Source organism: Streptomyces sp. AC555_RSS877 (genome assembly GCF_019049245.1).
Classification (GTDB): Bacteria; Actinomycetota; Actinomycetes; order Streptomycetales; family Streptomycetaceae; genus Streptomyces.
Genome location: NZ_JAGMUK010000018.1, coordinates 169,690 through 187,224 on the forward strand (window position 1 = coordinate 169,690; position 17,535 = coordinate 187,224).

The window sequence follows — 17,535 nt, forward strand, 5'->3', positions numbered from 1 at the left end:
GCGCTGACAGAGTGCCGAATCAGCCAACCCAGCAACCCGCACGTGCTCTTCCGTCCCTGGAACGTCCCTAGAACGGAGCTGATGCACATGAACCGCCGTCACATCCTCGCCATGGTCGTGGGAGCCGCCCTGCTGGTCCCCGGTTGCACGGGCACCGGAGGCGCCTCGAAGGGCGCCGACGCCAAAGCGCCCGACGACCCGTCGAAGGTCACCGGAACCATCAAGGTCCTCACCCAGCGCACCGATCTCGTCACCGACGGCACGATGAAGAAGTACGCCGCCGAGTTCAACAAGACGTATCCGAAGGTCAAGGTCGAGTTCGAGGCCCTCACGAACTACGAGACCGAAGTCAAGATCCGTATGAACACGGAGAACTACGGCGATGTGCTGATGATCCCCGCGGTCATCAAGAAGGACGACTACCCGAGGTTCTTCGCCTCGCTCGGCACCGAGGCGGAGCGCGGCAAGAAGTACCTGTTCACCGACTACACCACCGTCGACGGCAAGGTCTACGGCCAGAGCCCGATCGGCGTGATCCCCGGCTTCCTCTACAACAAGAAGGTCTGGCAGGAGGCCGGCGTCACCGAATGGCCCACCACCCCGGCCGAGTTCCTCACCGCCCTCAAGGCGATCAAGTCCAAGACGGAGGCGGTGCCGTACTACACCAACTTCGCCGCCCAGTGGCCGCTGTCGCAGTGGACGTCCGTCAACGGATCGGTCAGCTGCGACCCCCAGGCGTCGACGAAGCTCGCCGAGGGCGACCCGTGGGCCGAGGGCGCCGACCTGCGCGTCGGCGACAAGCTCCTGTACGACACCGTGCGCGAGGGCCTGATCGAGAAGGACCCGACCACCACCAACTGGGAGGAGTCCAAGCCCCGGCTGGCGAAGGGCGACCTCGCCACGCAGTGGCTCGGCACCTGGGCCATCATCCAGTTCCAGGACGCCGCCCGGCAGGCCGGGGCCGACCCCGACGACATCGGGTTCATGCCCTTCCCGTCCCAGGTCGACGGCAAGTTCTGCGCGGTGGTCGCGCCCGACTACAACCAGGCCGTCAACGTCCACTCCAAGAACAAGCCGGCCGCCCGCGCCTGGATCGACTGGTTCACCGACAAGTCCGGCTACGACAAGGACAACCTGGCCATCTCGCCCCTCAAGGACGCACCGCTGCCCGAGGTGCTGAAGCCGTACGAGGACGAGGGCGTGAAGCTCATCGAGCTGGACGACAGCGCGGGAGCCAAGGTCAAGCAGATCGACAACCAGTCCGAGGTCGGCATCTACGCCCCCGAGTACCGCCAGAACCTCGTCGACCTCGCCCGCGGCGCCAAGAAGGGCAGCCTGGACGACTTCTTCGCCGACCTCAGCAAGCGCTGGACCGAGACGCAGCAGACGCTGGGGTCCTGATGACGGACACCACCCAGAAGGCGACCGTGAAGGCCGTCACGGGGGCGGCGGCCGCCGCCCCCGCCCCGGCCCCCGCACCACGCAGGACGCGCATGTGGCGCGGAGTGACGCCCTGGCTCTTCCTGATCGCCCCGCTCGCCCTGCTGGTCACCTTCACCTACGCGCCGATCGCCAACATGCTCGCGTACAGCTTCACCGACTGGGACGGCGTGAGCCCCGAACTGCAGTACACGGGCGCCGAGAACTACACGGAGATCTTCACCAGGGAGGACCTCTTCCAGGTCTTCTTCGTCAGCGGCTACTACCTCGTCGCCTCCGCCGTCCAGATCGTCGCCGCGCTCTACTTCGCGACGGTCCTCAGCTTCAACGTCCGCTTCCGGAACTTCTTCAAGGGCGTGCTCTTCTTCCCGTACCTGATCAACGGGGTCGCGATCGGCTTCGTCTTCCTCTACTTCTTCCAGGACGGCGGCACCCTCGACTCGGTCCTGTCCCTCTTCGGTTACCACACGGACCACGCCTGGCTCGGCACGCCGGTCTCCGCGAACACCTCCCTGGCCGGCGTCTCCATCTGGCGCTACATGGGCCTGAACTTCGTGCTGTTCCTCGGCGCGATCCAGTCCATCCCCGGCGAGCTCTACGAGGCGGCCGAACTGGACGGCGCGAACCGCTGGCACCAGTTCCGCTACATCATCGCGCCCGGCATCAAGCCGGTCCTCACCCTGACGGTGATCCTGTCCATCTCCGGCTCGCTGTCCGCCTTCGAGATCCCGTACATCATGACCGGCGGGGCGACCGGCACCGAGACCTTCGTGATCCAGACGCTGAACCTGGCCTTCCGCTTCAACAAGACGGGGCTCGCCTCGGCCGCCGCGGTCGTGCTGCTGCTGATCATCCTGCTGGTGACCTGGGTGCAGCGCCGCCTCGTCCCCGACGACAAGGTGGACCTCGCATGACGCGCCGCAGTGTGGCCCGCACGCTCGTGTACCTCTCGCTGATCGCCGCGACAGCCCTCGTCCTGCTCCCGCTCGGCGTGGTTCTGCTGACCTCCCTCAAGTCCTCGAAGGAGATGGCGAACGGCAGCGGCGCGCTCTCGCTCCCGGACAGCCTGTTCAACGTCGACAACTACGTGACGGCGTTCCAGGACGGCCGCATGCTCTCGGCGTTCGCCAACACCGCGATCATCCTGATCGTCGCCATCGGGGGCACGGTCCTCATCGGCTCGATGACCGCCTACGCCATCGACCGCTTCACCTTCCGCTTCAAGAAGCTGGTGGTCGCGCTCTTCCTGATCGCCGCGCTGGTCCCCGGGGTGACCACCCAGGTGGCGACCTTCCAGATCGTCAACAGCTTCGGCCTGTTCGACTCGCTGTGGGCGCCGATCGCGCTCTACATGGGCACGGACATCGTCTCGATCTACATCTTCCTGCAGTTCGTACGGTCCATCCCGATCTCCCTCGACGAATCGGCCCGCCTGGAGGGCGCCAACGCCTTCACGATCTACCGGAAGATCATCTTTCCGCTGCTCAAGCCCGCGATCGCGACGGTCGTCATCGTGAAGGGGATCACCGTCTACAACGACTTCTACATCCCCTTCCTCTACCTGCCCTCAGAAGATCTTGGCGTGATCTCGACGTCCCTGTTCCGCTTCCGCGGCCCCTACGGAGCCCACTGGGAGGTCATCTCGGCGGGAGCGGTCCTGGTGATCCTGCCCACGCTGATCGTGTTCCTGTCGCTGCAGAGGTTCATCTACAACGGCTTCATGAGAGGCGCGACGAGGTGACACGTCTTTAGGGGCGCGGGGAACTGCGCGAGCAATCACCGACGGCCGCCCGCCGCCGTACGAGAGATGCCCTACGGCGGCCAGGCGGACCGGGCTAGGCGGACAACGCGGCGACAAGAACCGGCGTCACCTGCTCGACCTGCCAGGCCCGCGCCCCGAACCCCGCGAGCGCAGCCCCCACGGACTCGGCGCTGACAACCGCCGGCGGCTCCCAGCAGACCCGCCGCACCGTGTCCGGCGTGATCAGGTTCTCCTGCGGCATGCTGAGCGCCTCGGCCAGCGCGGACACCGCGGCGCGCGCCGCCGACAGCCGCGCGGCAGCCTCCGGATCCTTGTCGGCCCAGGCCCGCGGCGGCGGCGGCCCCGTCACGGCCTGCCCCGGCTGCGGCAACTGAGCGTCGGGCAGGGCCTTGGCCCGGTCCACCGCGGCCTGCCACTGCTCCAGCTGGCGCCGACCCATGCGATGCCCGAACCCGTTCAGGGCGGCGAGTGCCTGCGCGTCGGCCGGAAGGGAGAGCGCGGCCTCCACGATGGCCGCGTCGCCGAGCACCTTGCCCGGCGACACGTCCCGGCGCTGGGCGATCCGGTCCCGGGTCTGCCACAGCTCCCGTACGACGGCCAGCTGCCGCCGCCTGCGCACCTTGTGCATGCCGGACGTCCGGCGCCACGGGTCCTTGCGGGGCTCCGGCGGCGGAGCCGAGGCGATCGCGTCGAACTCCTGGCGGGCCCACTCCAGCTTGCCCTGCCGGTCGAGCTCCTTCTCGAGCGCGTCCCGCAGGTCGACCAGCAGCTCCACGTCCAGGGCGGCGTACCGCAGCCACGGCTCGGGCAGCGGGCGGGTGGACCAGTCGACGGCCGAGTGGCCCTTCTCCAGGACGAAGCCCAGGACGCCCTCGACCATCGCGCCGAGACCCACCCGGGGGAACCCGGCGATCCGGCCGGCCAGCTCGGTGTCGAACAGCTGCGTCGGAACCATGCCTATTTCGCGGAGACACGGCAGGTCCTGGGTGGCCGCGTGCAGTACCCACTCGACGCCGGACAGGGCCTCGCCCAGGCCGGAGAGGTCAGGACAGGCCACGGGGTCGATCAGGGCCGTCCCCGCGCCCTCGCGGCGCAGCTGCACGAGATAGGCGCGCTGGCCGTAGCGGTAGCCGGACGCCCGCTCGGCGTCCACGGCGACGGGGCCGGAGCCGGCGGCGAAGGCGGCGATCACCTCGGCGAGCGTGTCCGCGTCGGTGACGACGGGCGGGATCCCTTCGCGCGGTTCGAGCAAAGGGATCGGCTCCGGACCCGGGTCAGGGCCCGGATCAGGGTTCGGCGCCTCCGTAGCAGAAGATCCGCCGTCGTCCGGAGGGGCGCCTCCGGTGGTTCGCAGTGTGCTGTCTGCTGCGGTGTCTTGGGCGTCGGTCACATGTCAAGGGTATCTGTGTATGGACAGCGCCCGCCGACGGAACGTTCCGTCGACGGGCGCCTGAGGGTCGTAAACCAGTCAGCTCGGTGAAAGATCCGGTTCACGACGGGTGGGGTGGTGGCAGCGGATCAGGGGCCGATCCGGTTCACGGCCGTGAAGGGTGGGGGTCAGTGGATGATGCCGGTCCGCAGGGCCACGGCGACCATTCCCGCGCGGTCTCCGGTGCCGAGCTTGCGGGCGATGCGGGCGAGGTGGCTCTTGACGGTCAGGGCGGACAGGCCCATCGAGACGCCGATGGCCTTGTTGGACTGGCCCTCCGCGACCAGTCGCAGCACCTCGACCTCGCGGCCGGACAGTTCGCGGTAGCCGCCCGGGTGGCTCGGGGCACCCGGGGGGCGGCGGTGCATACGGGCGGCGGCGGCTCCGATGGGGGCGGCACCGGGCCGGGTGGGGAGCCCGACGTTGGTGCGGGTGCCGGTGACGACGTAGCCCTTGACGCCGCCGGCCAGGGCGTTGCGTACGGCGCCGATGTCGTCGGCGGCGGAGAGGGCGAGGCCGTTGGGCCAGCCCGCGGCGCGGGTTTCCGACAGGAGGGTGAGGCCGGAGCCGTCGGGCAGATGGACGTCGGCGACGCAGATGTCGCGGGGGTTGCCGATGCGGGGACGAGCCTCCGCGATGGACGAGGCCTCGATGACGTCGCGCACACCGAGCGCCCACAGGTGGCGGGTGACGGTGGAGCGGACGCGCGGGTCGGCCACGACCACCATGGCGGTCGGCTTGTTCGGGCGGTAGGCGACCAGGCTTGCGGGCTGCTCGAGGAGAACGGACACCAGGCCTCCTGGGTGGGGGACGGGGCAGGTCACAGTCGTCTTCGGCACCAAACCCGTTTGGCTTTAGAGAATGATCACGATCTAGTGAGTAACAATCCGTGCAATTCGGACACGCGATCGATCATTCGAAGACCGAACGGCTTCGGTCTGCGTCGATACGCGGCCGAAAGTGGCCGTATCGACAAAGTGATTGCCAAAAATGCGCCGGCGAGCCGACGACGGAAACGGGTTCGGGTACAGGTCCGCGTACGGGTGCGGTACGGGTGCGGTACGGCTGTGCGTGCGGAGAGGTCAGCGCGACTGCGGGCCGCGCCGCTGCGGCAGGGTGACCACCGACGCGTCGCCCGGCCCGGCCGGCGGCAGGCCCGCGATCTGGGCCAGCAGGTCGCACCAGGAGGCCAGGTGCCCCGCCGTGTCCGGAACGCCGCCCAGGCCCTCGCGGGGCGTCCAGGAGGCGCGGATCTCGATCTGGGAGGCGGCCGGCCGTTCGGACAGGCCGCCGAAGTAGTGGGAGCTCGCCCGGGTGACGGTGCCGCTCGGCTCGCCACACGCCAGCCCACGCGCCGTGAGCGCACCGGTGAGCCACGACCAGCACACGTCGGGCAGCAGCGGATCGGCCGCCATCTCCGGCTCCAGCTCCGCGCGCACCAGCGTCACCAGCCGGAAGGTGCCCCGCCACGCGTCGTGGCCGGCCGGGTCGTGCAGCAGCACCAGCCGGCCGTCGGCCAGGTCCTCCTCGCCGTCGACCACGGCGGCCTCCAGCGCGTACGCGTAGGGCGCGAGCCGCTGCGGCGCGCGCGTCGGCTCGACCTCGACCTGCGGCCGGAGCCGCGCGGCCCTGAGCGCGTCGACAGCCGCCCGGAAGGGCAGCGGATCCGTCCCGCTCGTATGCAGGTCCTCCTCCTTCGCGTCGTCCATTCCGTCAGCGCCGTCCGACAGTCGTCCCTGAGCCGCAGCCATGCGGGGAAGATTAAGGGGAACGGGGGCCTCGTGCAGGGAGGACACCCTGTTGTCCGGTGTCGGGGTTGCCGTCCGGACCCCCTGCGGAGCCGTGCGAGACTTGCCCCGTGAGTGCCAACCAGAGCCCCGTGACGCCGCAGCAGCCGACCGCCACGTACGAGTCCGCCTTCCTCAGGGCCTGCCGGCGCGAGCCCGTGCCGCACACCCCCGTGTGGTTCATGCGGCAGGCCGGGCGCTCACTGCCGGAGTACCGCAAGGTGCGCGAGGGCATCCCGATGCTCGAGTCCTGCATGCGGCCCGAGCTGGTCACCGAGATCACCCTGCAGCCGGTGCGGCGGCACAACGTGGACGCGGCGATCTACTTCAGCGACATCGTCGTCCCGCTCAAGGCCATCGGCATCGACCTCGACATCAAGCCCGGCGTCGGCCCGGTCGTCGAGCGTCCGATCCGCACCCGCGAGGACCTCGCCCAGCTGCGTGACCTGACCCCCGAGGACGTCTCCTACGTCACCGAGGCGATCGGCCTTCTGACCCGCGAGCTCGGCGCCACCCCGCTCATCGGATTCGCCGGCGCGCCTTTCACCCTCGCGAGCTACCTCGTCGAGGGCGGCCCGTCGCGCACGTACGAGAACGCCAAGGCGATGATGTACGGCGACCCCCAGCTGTGGGCCGACCTGCTCGACCGCCTCGCGGACATCACGGCCGCCTTCCTCAAGGTGCAGATCGAGGCCGGCGCCTCCGCCGTCCAGCTCTTCGACTCCTGGGCCGGCGCGCTGGCTCCCGCGGACTACCGCCACTCGGTGCTGCCCGCCTCGGCGAAGGTGTTCCGCGCGGTCGAGGGCTACGGCGTCCCGCGCATCCACTTCGGCGTCGGCACGGGCGAGCTGCTGGGGCTCATGGGCGAGGCCGGCGCGGACGTCGTCGGCGTCGACTGGCGCGTCCCGCTCGACGAGGCCGTCCGCCGGGTCGGCCCCGGCAAGGCGCTCCAGGGCAACCTCGACCCGACCGTCCTGTTCGCCGGCACCGAGGCCGTCGAGACCAAGACCCGCGACATCCTGGACGCGGCGGCGGGCCTGGAAGGCCATGTCTTCAACCTCGGGCACGGCGTCATGCCGTCCACCGACCCGGACGCGCTGACCCGCCTCGTCGAGTACGTCCACACGCAGACCGCGCGCTGAGCCGCTCCGGTCTCACCAGGTGTGCCGGGGCCGTGCCCGCCTGCCGAAGAGCAGGCCGCGCGGTTCCGGTGGCGGGGGCGTGCCCGGCTTGAGCGGCCAGGCGAGCAGCATGCCCGCGAGGAAGCCGACGATGTGCGCCGCGTACGCCACCGTCCCGGCGGCGGACACACCCTCGCCGGACGAGTACACGGCCTGCAGCACGAACCAGAAGCCCAGCACCAGCCACGCCGGCAGCCTGAGCGGCAGGAAGACCAGGAACGGGACGAGGACCCACACCCTGGCCTTCGGATACAGCACGAGATAGGCGCCCAGGACCCCGGCGATCGCCCCCGACGCGCCGATCAGCGGGTCGGCCGAGTCGGCGTTGAGGAGCGCGAAGCCGTACGACGCCGCGTAGCCGCACACGACGTAGAACAGCGCGAACCGCACGTGCCCCATGCGGTCCTCGATGTTGTTGCCGAAGATCAGCAGGAAGAGCATGTTGCCCAGCAGGTGCAGCCAGCCGCCGTGCAGGAACATCGCCGTCAGGACGGACAGTTCGGGGGACTTGTCGTAACCCGGCGGGCCCACCACACAGCCGGCGCCCTGCGGGCCCACACCGACGTCGCCCGTCGGCACCACCCGCGGCAGCTGATGGTGGATCAACTCCTGCGGCACCGCCGCGTAGTGATCCAGGAACGCCTGGAGGTGGCACAGCTGGGCCAGGCTGCCGTCCCCGGCCGCGGAACCGGCGAGGCCCGGCATGAACAGGAACACGAGGACGTTCGCGGCGATCAGCGCGTACGTCACCACAGGAGTGCGACGCGCCGGGTTCACGTCATGGACGGGGATGACCACAAGGAAGTAGTGCCCCCGATGCGGACGGCGAATCGGTGAACGCCGCCCACCGCAGGTGCGTATGTCTCCTCAACCGCCCGCGGCACGGGGAAGGCGCTCGCGGGGACGACGTGAGGAACAGGCCATGAACGACCGAGTTACTCCTCCGATGCACGCCCTGCCGGACGGCGAGGCCGAGATCTCCTTGGTGGTGCGCCTGCCGTGGGAGGACGTGGCCCGGCTCGGCCAGGAGGCCGGCCGGCTGGCCGCCCAGATGCAGCGACCGGTAACCCTGGACGAGGCGGTGAGCAACCGGCTCCGGTCCGCCCGGGCCGCCGCGCACGCGAGGCCGGCGGGGGAGCAGCCTGCGGCCGTGACCAGCACCAGTGCGTCCGTGTCGTCCCTGCCGCCGCGGCCTCCGGCCGACCAGGCCCGGCAGGCCATCGAACGGATCAACGGTTCGGCGTAGAAGTTCCTTGCGGCGTAGCGGGCTTCACGAAGCCCGCACTTTCGCCACCGCCTTGCGGGCCGCGACCAGCACCGGATCCCACACCGGCGAGAACGGCGGTGCGTAGCCCAGGTCGAGGGCCGTCATCTGTTCCACCGTCATACCGGCCGTCAGGGCCACCGCGGCGATGTCTACCCGCTTGCCCGCCCCCTCCCTGCCCACGATCTGCACGCCGAGCAGCCGCCCCGTGCGGCGCTCGGCGAGCATTTTCACCGTCATGGAGGAGGCCCCCGGGTAGTAGCCCGCGCGGCTGGTCGACTCGACGGTGACGGACTCGAACTGCAGGCCCACCCTGCGCGCGTCCTTCTCGCGCAGGCCGGTGCGGGCGATCTCCAGGTCGCAGACCTTGCTGACCGCCGTGCCGACGACGCCGGGGAACGTGGCGTAGCCGCCGCCGGCGTTGGTGCCGATGACCTGGCCGTGCTTGTTGGCGTGGGTGCCCAGGGCGATGTGCCGTTCCTGGCCGGAGACCAGGTCCAGGACCTCGACGCAGTCGCCGCCGGCCCAGATGTCCTCGTGCCCCCGCACCCGCATCGCCAGGTCGGTCAGCAGCCCGCCGTGCGTGCCGAGCGGCAGCCCGGCGGCCTTCGCGAGGTCCGTCTCGGGGCGTACGCCGATGCCGAGCACGACCACGTCCGCCGGGTACTCGGCGTCGTCCGTGACCACCGCCCGCACGCGACCGGCGTCACCCGTCAGCAGTTTGGTCACCGCGGCGTCGTTGACCATGGTGACGCCCAGGCCCTCCATCGCCTCGTGCACCAGACGGCCCATGTCCGGGTCGAGCGTGGACATCGGCTCGCTGCCCCGGTTGACGACCGTCACCTCGTAGCCGCGGTTGATGAGCGCCTCGGCCATCTCGACGCCGATGTAACCCGCGCCGACGACCACCGCGCGTCGGCCACGCGTGCGTGCCAGCGTGTCCAGGAGCGCCTGCCCGTCGTCGAGGGTCTGGACGCCGTGGACGCCCGGAGCGTCGGCGCCGGGCATGTCCGGGCGGATCGGGCGCGCCCCGGTCGCGATCACGAGTTTGTCGTACGACGTCCAGGACTCGGCCCCGGAATCGACGTCACGCGCGCGTACCCGACGCCGTTCGACGTCGATCTCCGTGACCTCGGTGCGCATCCGCAGGTCGATGTCGCGGGCCCGGTGCTCCTCGGGCGTCCGGGCGATCAGCCGGTCCCTCTCGGTCACGTCGCCGCCCACCCAGTACGGAATCCCGCACGCCGAGTAGGACGTGAAGTGACCGCGCTCGAAGGCCACGATCTCCAGCTCGTCGGGCCCCTTCATGCGGCGGGCCTGCGACGCCGCGGACATGCCCGCGGCGTCGCCGCCGATCACCACCAGACGCTCGGCCCCAGGGCCCGTCCTACGGCTCGCTCCGCTCATGCTCATGCGAACACGCTACGGGGGCAGGGCATTTCGGTCTGCCGGGTTCTCCGGGCCGGATCAGTTCTCCTCGCCGCCCTCCCGAGGACCGGTGGGCTCCGGCGCGGTCCTCGCGGTCGGCAGCGGGCCGAGCGCGGTCGTCGCGGACGCCGTGGCGGGCCGGCGGGGCATCCGGGGCCGGACGAGACGCAGCCACACGAGGAGGATCAGCACGATGACCGCCGCGAACGGAAGCACCGCGGCGATCGCCACCACGATCCAGCGCAGCATCGTCACGAGGGTGTCCCAGCCGCCCGTCAGCGCGTCGAGGACCCCGGGATCCTCGTCCTCCTTCGGGGTCTCCTTCACCGGCGTCTCCGACAGGTTCAGGGTGATGGTCGCCAGGCCGGCGCGGTCCTTCAGCGACGCCTGCCGGGCCAGCAGCGACTCCAGGTCGGCCTGACGCGTGCTCAGCTCGCCCTCCAGCGTCACCACGTCGCTCAGCCTGGTCGCCTGGTCCATCAGCTCGCGGATCCGTGCCACGCTCGCGCGCTGCGAGGTGATGCGGCTCTCCACGTCGACGACCTGGTCGGTGACGTCCTGTGCCTTCGCCGTGCGCTCCAGGAGCTTGCCCGAGCCCTCCAGACCGGCGAGGACCTCCTCGTACTCCTCGACGGGCACCCGCAGCACCACGTGCGTCTGCTCGTGGCCGTCCTCGTCCCGGGTGGTGGTCTCGTTGCCGACGTAGCCGCCCGCGTTCTCGATGGTGGTACGGGCCTCGGCGAGAGACTTCGACACGTTCTTGACCTGCACGGTCAGGGAGGCGGTACGGATGATGTGGTTCGCGGAGATCTTGGGCGGGGCGGTCGCCTTCGCGCCGCCCGCGTCGCTGTCGCCGCGCGCGCTGTCCGCGGCGGCGCCAGGGGCGTCCGCCTTCTCCTCCGACAGGGCGGTGCCCCCGTCGGAATCGCTGGAGCCGGCGCCGGCGCTGCAGCCGGTCAGCACCAGGCCCGCGGCCAGCAGGACCCCGGCCAGTGTCCGGGCGGGTCGTACGGAACGTCGTGTGCGCATCTGCGTGTACCCCCGAGGGTTGTGACGACTGACGTTCCTTCGACGCCGGACCCGGCCCGGACGTTGGCGCGAAACGGTCCCGATGCGGTCACGGTCGGGACTCGTGCAGGACACCGGGCCGCCGCCGGCGTGTCAGTGGGGTCTGAGAAAGTGGGCACATGAGCGCAACGCGTACGGGCACCGGGCATGTCGTCGTCATCGGAGCCGGAATCGCGGGGCTGGCCGCCGCCGACCGGCTGGTGCGGCGCGGTGTGCGGGTGACCGTGCTGGAGGCGTCCGACCGGGTCGGCGGCAAGCTGCTGCCCGGCGAGATCGCGGGCGCGCGCGTCGACCTGGGCGCCGAGTCGATGCTCGCCCGCCGCCCCGAGGCCGTCGCCCTCGCCCGCGAGATCGGCCTCACCGACCGCCTCCAGGCTCCCGCCACCGCCACCGCCTCCCTGTGGACCCGCGGCGCCCTGCGCCCCATGCCCAAGGGACACGTCATGGGCGTCCCCGGCACCGCCGCCGCCCTGACCGGCGTGCTGTCCGACGAGGGCCTCGCACGCATCGAGCGCGACGCCGACCTGCCCCCCACGGAGGTCGGCGACGACGTGGCGGTCGGGGAGTACGTGGCGGCGCGGCTGGGCCGCGAGGTCGTCGACCGCCTCGTGGAGCCACTGCTCGGCGGGGTCTACGCGGGCGACGCGTACCGCATCTCGATGCGCTCGGCGGTCCCGCAGCTCTACCAGGCCGCGCGGACACACGACTCCCTGACGGAGGCGGTCCGCGACATCCAGGCCAGGGCCGCCGCCCACCAGCAGACCGGCCCGGTGTTCATGGGCATCGAGGGCGGCGTGGGCACCCTCCCGCTCGCCGTCGCCGAGTCGGTGCGGGAGCGCGGCGGCGAGATCCTGACCGGGATGCCGGTGACGGAACTGCGCAGGGTCACGCAGCCGGAGCCGGAAGGCGCGGCCGGACCGCATCCCGCCGACGGCCCGCGCTCACAGCCCCCCGGGACCTGGCGCGTCCTCGCCGGTGATCGTGCGCTGTACGCGGACGCCGTCGTCATCGCCGTGCCCGCCCCGGCCGCCGGCGCGCTGCTGCGCACCGAGTCCCCGGCGGCCGCCGCCGAGCTCACCGCCGTCGAGTACGCCTCCATGGCCCTGGTCACCCTCGCCTACCGCCGCGCCGGCCTCACCCTCCCCGAAGGCAGCGGCTTCCTCGTGCCGCCCGTCGACGGACGCACCATCAAGGCGTCGACCTTCGCCTCCCAGAAGTGGGGTTGGATCGCCGACGAGAACCCGGACCTGCTCGTCCTGCGCACCTCCGTCGGGCGGTACGGCGAGACGGAGATCCTCCAGCGCGAGGACACCGGTCTGGTCGAGGTCTCGCGGCACGACCTGCGAGCGGCCACCGGCCTGGACGCCACCCCCGTCGCCACCCGCGTCACCCGCTGGAACGACGGCCTGCCGCAGTACCCGGTCGGCCACCACGCGCGCGTGGCCCGCATCCGCGAGCACGTCGGCAAGCTGCCGGGCCTCGCGGTGTGCGGCGCGGTGTACGACGGTGTCGGCATCCCGGCGTGCATCGCGAGCGCCCACGCCGCCGTCGACCGGATCCAGGGTGACCTGCGAGGTGTGCAGGAGCTCACCGCCCACCCGGTGCGGAGTCCGCACGGAGGAGCAGGAGAATAAGGACCATGAGTGACGACGCCCCCACCACCGAGTCCGCCAGGATCCCGAACAAGGGCAAGCTGGCCAAGGACCTGAACGAGGTCATCCGCTACACCCTCTGGTCCGTCTTCAAGCTGAAGGACGTGCTCCCCGAGGACCGCGCGGGCTACGCCGACGAGGTCCAGGAGCTGTTCGACCAGCTCGCCGCCAAGGACGTGACGGTCCGCGGCACCTACGACGTCTCGGGCCTGCGCGCCGACGCCGACCTCATGATCTGGTGGCACGCCGAGACCGCCGACCAGCTGCAGGAGGCGTACAACCTCTTCCGCCGCACGAGGCTGGGCCGTGCCCTGGAGCCGGTGTGGTCGAACATGGCGCTGCACCGCCCCGCCGAGTTCAACCGCTCGCACATCCCGGCGTTCCTCGCCGACGAGACGCCGCGCAACTACATCAGTGTCTACCCCTTCGTGCGCTCCTACGACTGGTACCTGCTGCCCGACGAGGACCGCCGCCGCATGCTCGCCGACCACGGCAAGATGGCCCGCGGCTACCCGGACGTGCGCGCCAACACCGTCGCCTCGTTCTCCCTCGGCGACTACGAGTGGCTTCTCGCCTTCGAGGCCGACGAGCTGTACCGCATCGTCGACCTCATGCGCCACCTGCGCGCCTCCGAGGCGCGGATGCACGTGCGCGAAGAGGTGCCGTTCTACACGGGCCGTCGCAAGGACATCGGCGAGCTGGTCGCGGGCCTCGCCTGACCGGTGCGAGGGCTCGGCGCTCAGCGTGAGGCGGCCCTGGCGGCCGGCGCCTTTTGGGAGCCGGCCACCGGCCTCGGCTGCGGTTGTGGACGCGGGGCGCAGGCCGCGCGCCGCGCGGGGAGCCGGCCCTCCAGCAGGTACGCGTCCACGTGGCCGTTGACGCAGGGGTTCGGCCCGCCGGCGATGCCGTGCGTACCGGCGTCCCGTTCGGTCACCAGGACCGAACCCGACAGCCTCCGGTGCATCTCCAGGGCACCTTCGTACGGCGTGGCCGCGTCCCGCTCGGCGGCCAGGATCAGCGTCGGCGGCAGCTCACCCGGCCCGGTCCGCACGTCGAGGGGCTGCTGCCGGGGCGCCGGCCAGTAGGCGCACGGCAGGTTCGTCCACACGTTGTCCCAGGTCTCGAAGGGTGCCACGCGCGCGAGCCGCGTGTTGTCCCGGTCCCACACCCGCCATTCGGTCGGCCAGCGCGCGTCGTTGCACTCGACGGCCGTGTAGACCGCGTTCGCGTTCTCCGCCTCGGCCGCCGCCTCCGGGTGCGGACCGGCCTGCTGGATCAGCGGCTTCGGGTCGCCCTTCAGATAGGCCGACAGCGCCTGCGCGCGGTGCGGCCAGAGGTCGTCGTAGTACCCGGCCGACAGGAACGTCCCCTGCAGCTGCCCGGGCCCGACCTTGCCGCCGGCCGGCTCCGCGGCCAGCCGCGCCCGCGCCTTCTCGTAACTGCGCAGTACCTCCTCGGCGGTGTCGCCGAGCCCGTACACGTCGTCGTGCCGGGCGATCCACTCCCGCAGGTCCTCCCAGCGCCCCTCGAACGCGGCCGACTGGTCGAGGTTGTTGCGGTACCAGATCTGCTCGGGGTCCGGGTTCACCGCCGAGTCGAACACCATCCGCCGTACGTGCGAGGGGAACAGCGTGGCGTACAGCGCCCCGAAGTAGGTGCCGTACGACGCGCCCATGAACGTCAGCTTCTCCTCGCCCAGCGCGGCCCGCAGCACGTCCAGGTCACGGGCGTTGTTGAGGGAGGTGTAGTGCAAAAGCGCCTCGCCCGCCCGCTCGGCGCAGCCGCGCGCGTACGCCTTCGCCTGCGCGATGCGTTCCCTCTTGTACGACTCCGAGGGGTACGTCGGCGCCTGCGAGGGCGCCTTGAAGAACTGCTCAGGGTCCTTGCAGGACAGCGGCGCGGAACGGCCCACCCCGCGGGGGGCGTAGCCGACGAGGTCGTACGCCGCCGCGAGCCGCTTCCACTCGGGGAGCCCGCCGACCAGGGGGAAGGCCATGCCGGAGGCGCCCGGCCCGCCCGGGTTGTAGACGAGGGCGCCCTGTCGCGGCACCCGGCGTTTGCTGTTGTGCGGATCCTTGTGGGTGGCCGGGGCCCGGCTGACGGTCAGTCTGATCTGCCGGCCGTCGGGGTGCGCGTAGTCCAGCGGGACGGACACCGTGCCGCACAGCATGCCGCCGGGCAGGTCCTCCGCCTCGGGGCAGGTACCGAAGTCGATGCCCGCGGCCCGGGCCCGCGCGGCGGCCACCGTGGTCCCGCGCACCTCGGCCGCGCCCGGCACGGCCGGGGCGCCGTCGGCCGGCGCGGCGGCGAGCGTGGTCAGGAGCAAGGACCCGGCGGCCGAGTAGAGGGCGGGGGCTCTCATCGCGTATCCCTTCGGTGCACGGCAGCAACAAAAGGGATGTTTCGTTCGGTTGTGGGCGAAGGCAAGCACCGCCCGGCCGGTGTCGGACCCAATGCCTCCGTGCGCCCCCTGGGGACGGGCTATGCGCGCCAGTGCTGCTGCTCGCCGTGGGCGAAGGCGGCGCGCAGGTCCGGGTCGCCGATCGCGCGGATGCCGTGGACGGCGACGGAGGTGAGGTCCGTGCGGTCGTTCCCGCGGGCGCGCCTGGTCAGGGCACCGAGGAGCCGCTGGCCGGCCGGGGAGGCCCAGCGCGAGTAGGGGTGGACCTCGATCCGCGCGATGGCAAGGCAGCTCAGGGTGAGGGCGAGAGGCAGCCCGAACCAGAGGGCGACCAGGTGCCGGGGCATGTCCGACTGAGCCGGCGTCAGCAACGCGGTCGCGCCCAGCGCGACGACGGCCACCACGGCGAGCCGCACCTGACGGACCCCGGCCGCGACCCCCGCCCGGGCGCCGTCGGGCACGGCGAGCCCCGCGCTGACCAGCCGGTCGGCGACGCCGCGTACCGCGTCGGTGGCGGCGGCGGTGGCCCGTACCGGCGCGAGGGGGGACTGCCCCTCGGGGCCGATCGCCCCTATCACCGACCGCTCGATGTCGTCCCGGCCGCGCGGGTCGACGACGGTCGCCCAGCCGGTGTGGGCGAGCAGCAGCCGCCGCTGGCGCGCCATGGAGACGAGGGTCAGATCGGCGACCCGCCGGGGACCGCCGGACAGGAACGCGGCCTCGTACAGCGTCAGATCGTGTGCCCGGACCGGGTCCGCCTCGACGGCCGCCGCACGTACGGCGGCCAGGCACAGCCGCGTGCACGCCGTGCCGGCGGTGGCCCAGGCCAGCAGCAGGAGAAGCACCCAGAACATGTGGATTTTCTATGCGACCGGGTCCGGGCAGCGCCATGCCTTGTTCACAATCCGGACCGAGCGTTGCCGGTATGTGACGTTCCGGGGGTGTGCGGTCACTGATCCACGGAAGTCGGGGGACTGGTGGCGGGCGGGGGGAGCGGATAGCTCGGAGAGGCCGGTGGGGTCACCGGGATCGCTGGGCCCGGGTCGGCGGCCGTGCCGGGCGGCGCCGGTGAGTGGGTGAGCGGGGGAACGGAACCGGCGGCCATCTCCTGGGCGAGGGCGTCGAAGTCGACGTAGCCCGTGGCCTCCAGGACCTTGATGTGGTCCAGCACGGTCGTGTTCGCGTCGTCGGCGAGGGCCCGGACGAGGGAGTTGCGGGTGCCGGCGCGGACCTGGGCGACGACCGAGAACACCTTGCCGTGTGCCAGCCGCAGGATGTTGGCGAAGTCGCGGTCGTAGGTGACGCCCTGAGCCGCGGTCAGGGTCGTGAGCCACTGCCTCTGCTGCTCGTTGGGTTCGTTGGGCAGTTCGAGGCCGAGTTTGCCCGCGACGTCACGGACTCGTTCGTCCAGGAACATGTGCCCCTCGATGAGGTGCTGTCCTGCCGTCTTCACGGCCGGGGTGGTGCCCTTCTGCTGCGCCTGCTGTCCCGCGGGCAGCTCCCACAGGCCGGCCAGCCGGACCTTGGTGATGAACTCGCGGTCGAGCGCGGACAAGGGCCCGTACCTCGTCGACACGGTCTGGGCGTTCAGTACGTCCAGCCCCGTCCCGGAACGGTCGCCGTACGACCAGATCGGGAAGATCAGCGCCACGAGGGTCGCGGTCAGGCCGGTGATGATGAGCCCGGTGCCGGTGAAGATGCCTCTGCCGTTGACGGGGGGTCGGGGTCGCATGGTGCCTCCTGCTTGCGGCACCGCACGCTAGTGGGTTTCAGGTGCGGGGTTGACATGTTACTTCGGGGTCTACGTCAACTGCCGTACGGGGGCGAATGGCTGTATCGGGGGCGATGCGAGGTCAATGGGGGAGAGCGGTGGGCGGGCATAGGCGGATAAAGCTTGCGGAACGGCGCGCGCTTGCCGGGCTGCGGGCACGGGGTGTTAACCCCGGCACAGTCGGGGGCGAGGGGTGCGCGTAGTCGGGGGGAGGGGTGTGGCGTAGGCCGGTCGAGCGGCCGGCCGGTGCTGCGGCTGGAGCGGTGGGGTGCGCAGCCCGGCGAGAGCGGGGTGCCGCCCGCACCCACCCGTGCCGGCCTGCGGCACGACTGCCCGTGGGTTGACGGTGGCT

The 17,535-nt window shown here is 71.4% G+C and carries 16 protein-coding genes; 7 read left to right on the forward strand and 9 right to left on the reverse strand.

Annotated elements, in window-relative coordinates; genetic code table 11:
- The first annotated feature begins 87 nt into the window (after positions 1–87).
- From KUM49_RS08825 to KUM49_RS08835, 3 genes are read left to right on the forward strand one after another with little or no spacing between them, the layout of a single operon-like run.
- Entirely contained in the window at positions 88–1,401 is a 1,314-nt protein-coding gene (locus KUM49_RS08825; protein WP_217236165.1) for an ABC transporter substrate-binding protein, read from the forward strand.
- A complete protein-coding gene (locus KUM49_RS08830; RefSeq protein ID WP_217236166.1) occupies positions 1,401–2,354 on the forward strand; it encodes a carbohydrate ABC transporter permease in 954 nt (317 codons plus the stop codon). Before KUM49_RS08825 ends, KUM49_RS08830 begins: the two co-directional genes overlap by 1 nt.
- On the forward strand, positions 2,351–3,181 hold the full coding sequence (locus KUM49_RS08835) for a carbohydrate ABC transporter permease (protein ID WP_217236167.1): 831 nt from the start codon (positions 2,351–2,353) through the stop codon (positions 3,179–3,181). Before KUM49_RS08830 ends, KUM49_RS08835 begins: the two co-directional genes overlap by 4 nt.
- 94 nt (positions 3,182–3,275) lie before the next feature.
- Here the strand turns inward: KUM49_RS08835 and KUM49_RS08840 are convergent, their stop codons facing one another.
- The 3 genes from KUM49_RS08840 to KUM49_RS08850 all read right to left on the reverse strand — a co-directional run bounded on the left by KUM49_RS08840 (position 3,276) and on the right by KUM49_RS08850 (position 6,382).
- Positions 3,276–4,592 (reverse strand): ribonuclease D, encoded by a 1,317-nt coding sequence (locus KUM49_RS08840; RefSeq protein WP_217236168.1) that lies wholly within the window; start codon positions 4,590–4,592, stop codon positions 3,276–3,278.
- A 167-nt stretch (positions 4,593–4,759) separates the two neighbouring features.
- Complete coding sequence (locus KUM49_RS08845) at positions 4,760–5,422, reverse strand: response regulator transcription factor (RefSeq protein WP_128374800.1); 663 nt, start codon at positions 5,420–5,422, stop codon at positions 4,760–4,762.
- Positions 5,423–5,713: 291 nt separating this feature from the next.
- Positions 5,714–6,382 (reverse strand): DUF3000 domain-containing protein, encoded by a 669-nt coding sequence (locus tag KUM49_RS08850; RefSeq protein WP_217236169.1) that lies wholly within the window; start codon positions 6,380–6,382, stop codon positions 5,714–5,716.
- Between the two features lie 107 nt (positions 6,383–6,489).
- On the opposite strand from KUM49_RS08850, the gene hemE reads away from it, so the two are divergent.
- Positions 6,490–7,560 (forward strand): uroporphyrinogen decarboxylase, encoded by a 1,071-nt coding sequence (gene hemE, locus KUM49_RS08855; protein ID WP_217236170.1) that lies wholly within the window; start codon positions 6,490–6,492, stop codon positions 7,558–7,560.
- A 12-nt stretch (positions 7,561–7,572) separates the two neighbouring features.
- On the opposite strand, the gene KUM49_RS08860 is transcribed toward hemE, so the two are convergent.
- Positions 7,573–8,397 carry a rhomboid family intramembrane serine protease gene (locus KUM49_RS08860; RefSeq protein WP_217236171.1) on the reverse strand — a complete coding sequence of 275 codons (825 nt, stop codon included), beginning with the start codon at positions 8,395–8,397 and terminating at the stop codon, positions 7,573–7,575.
- 124 nt (positions 8,398–8,521) lie between these two features.
- Between KUM49_RS08860 and KUM49_RS08865 the strand changes: the two genes are divergently transcribed.
- The gene (locus KUM49_RS08865) at positions 8,522–8,845 is read left to right on the forward strand and encodes a hypothetical protein (RefSeq protein WP_217236172.1); all 324 of its coding nucleotides are present in this window, start codon (positions 8,522–8,524) and stop codon (positions 8,843–8,845) included.
- A 24-nt stretch (positions 8,846–8,869) separates the two neighbouring features.
- Here KUM49_RS08865 and KUM49_RS08870 read toward each other — a convergent pair whose 3' ends face one another.
- A complete protein-coding gene (locus KUM49_RS08870; RefSeq protein WP_217236173.1) occupies positions 8,870–10,276 on the reverse strand; it encodes an FAD-dependent oxidoreductase in 1,407 nt (468 codons plus the stop codon).
- Between the two features lie 54 nt (positions 10,277–10,330).
- Entirely contained in the window at positions 10,331–11,320 is a 990-nt protein-coding gene (locus tag KUM49_RS08875) for a DUF4349 domain-containing protein (RefSeq protein WP_217236174.1), read from the reverse strand.
- A 158-nt stretch (positions 11,321–11,478) separates the two neighbouring features.
- On the opposite strand from KUM49_RS08875, the gene hemG reads away from it, so the two are divergent.
- The gene (gene hemG, locus KUM49_RS08880; RefSeq protein ID WP_217236175.1) at positions 11,479–12,993 is read left to right on the forward strand and encodes a protoporphyrinogen oxidase; all 1,515 of its coding nucleotides are present in this window, start codon (positions 11,479–11,481) and stop codon (positions 12,991–12,993) included.
- A gap of 5 nt (positions 12,994–12,998) precedes the next feature.
- Positions 12,999–13,730 carry a hydrogen peroxide-dependent heme synthase gene (gene hemQ / locus KUM49_RS08885; RefSeq protein WP_217236176.1) on the forward strand — a complete coding sequence of 244 codons (732 nt, stop codon included), beginning with the start codon at positions 12,999–13,001 and terminating at the stop codon, positions 13,728–13,730.
- A gap of 20 nt (positions 13,731–13,750) precedes the next feature.
- On the opposite strand, the gene KUM49_RS08890 is transcribed toward hemQ, so the two are convergent.
- The 3 genes from KUM49_RS08890 to KUM49_RS08900 form a co-directional block, all read right to left on the reverse strand.
- The gene (locus KUM49_RS08890) at positions 13,751–15,373 is read right to left on the reverse strand and encodes an alpha/beta hydrolase (RefSeq protein ID WP_217236177.1); all 1,623 of its coding nucleotides are present in this window, start codon (positions 15,371–15,373) and stop codon (positions 13,751–13,753) included.
- Positions 15,374–15,492: 119 nt separating this feature from the next.
- A complete protein-coding gene (locus KUM49_RS08895) occupies positions 15,493–16,266 on the reverse strand; it encodes a TIGR04222 domain-containing membrane protein (RefSeq protein ID WP_217236178.1) in 774 nt (257 codons plus the stop codon).
- A gap of 95 nt (positions 16,267–16,361) precedes the next feature.
- A complete protein-coding gene (locus KUM49_RS08900) occupies positions 16,362–17,144 on the reverse strand; it encodes a DUF4142 domain-containing protein (RefSeq protein ID WP_217236179.1) in 783 nt (260 codons plus the stop codon).
- Positions 17,145–17,535 lie beyond the last annotated feature (391 nt).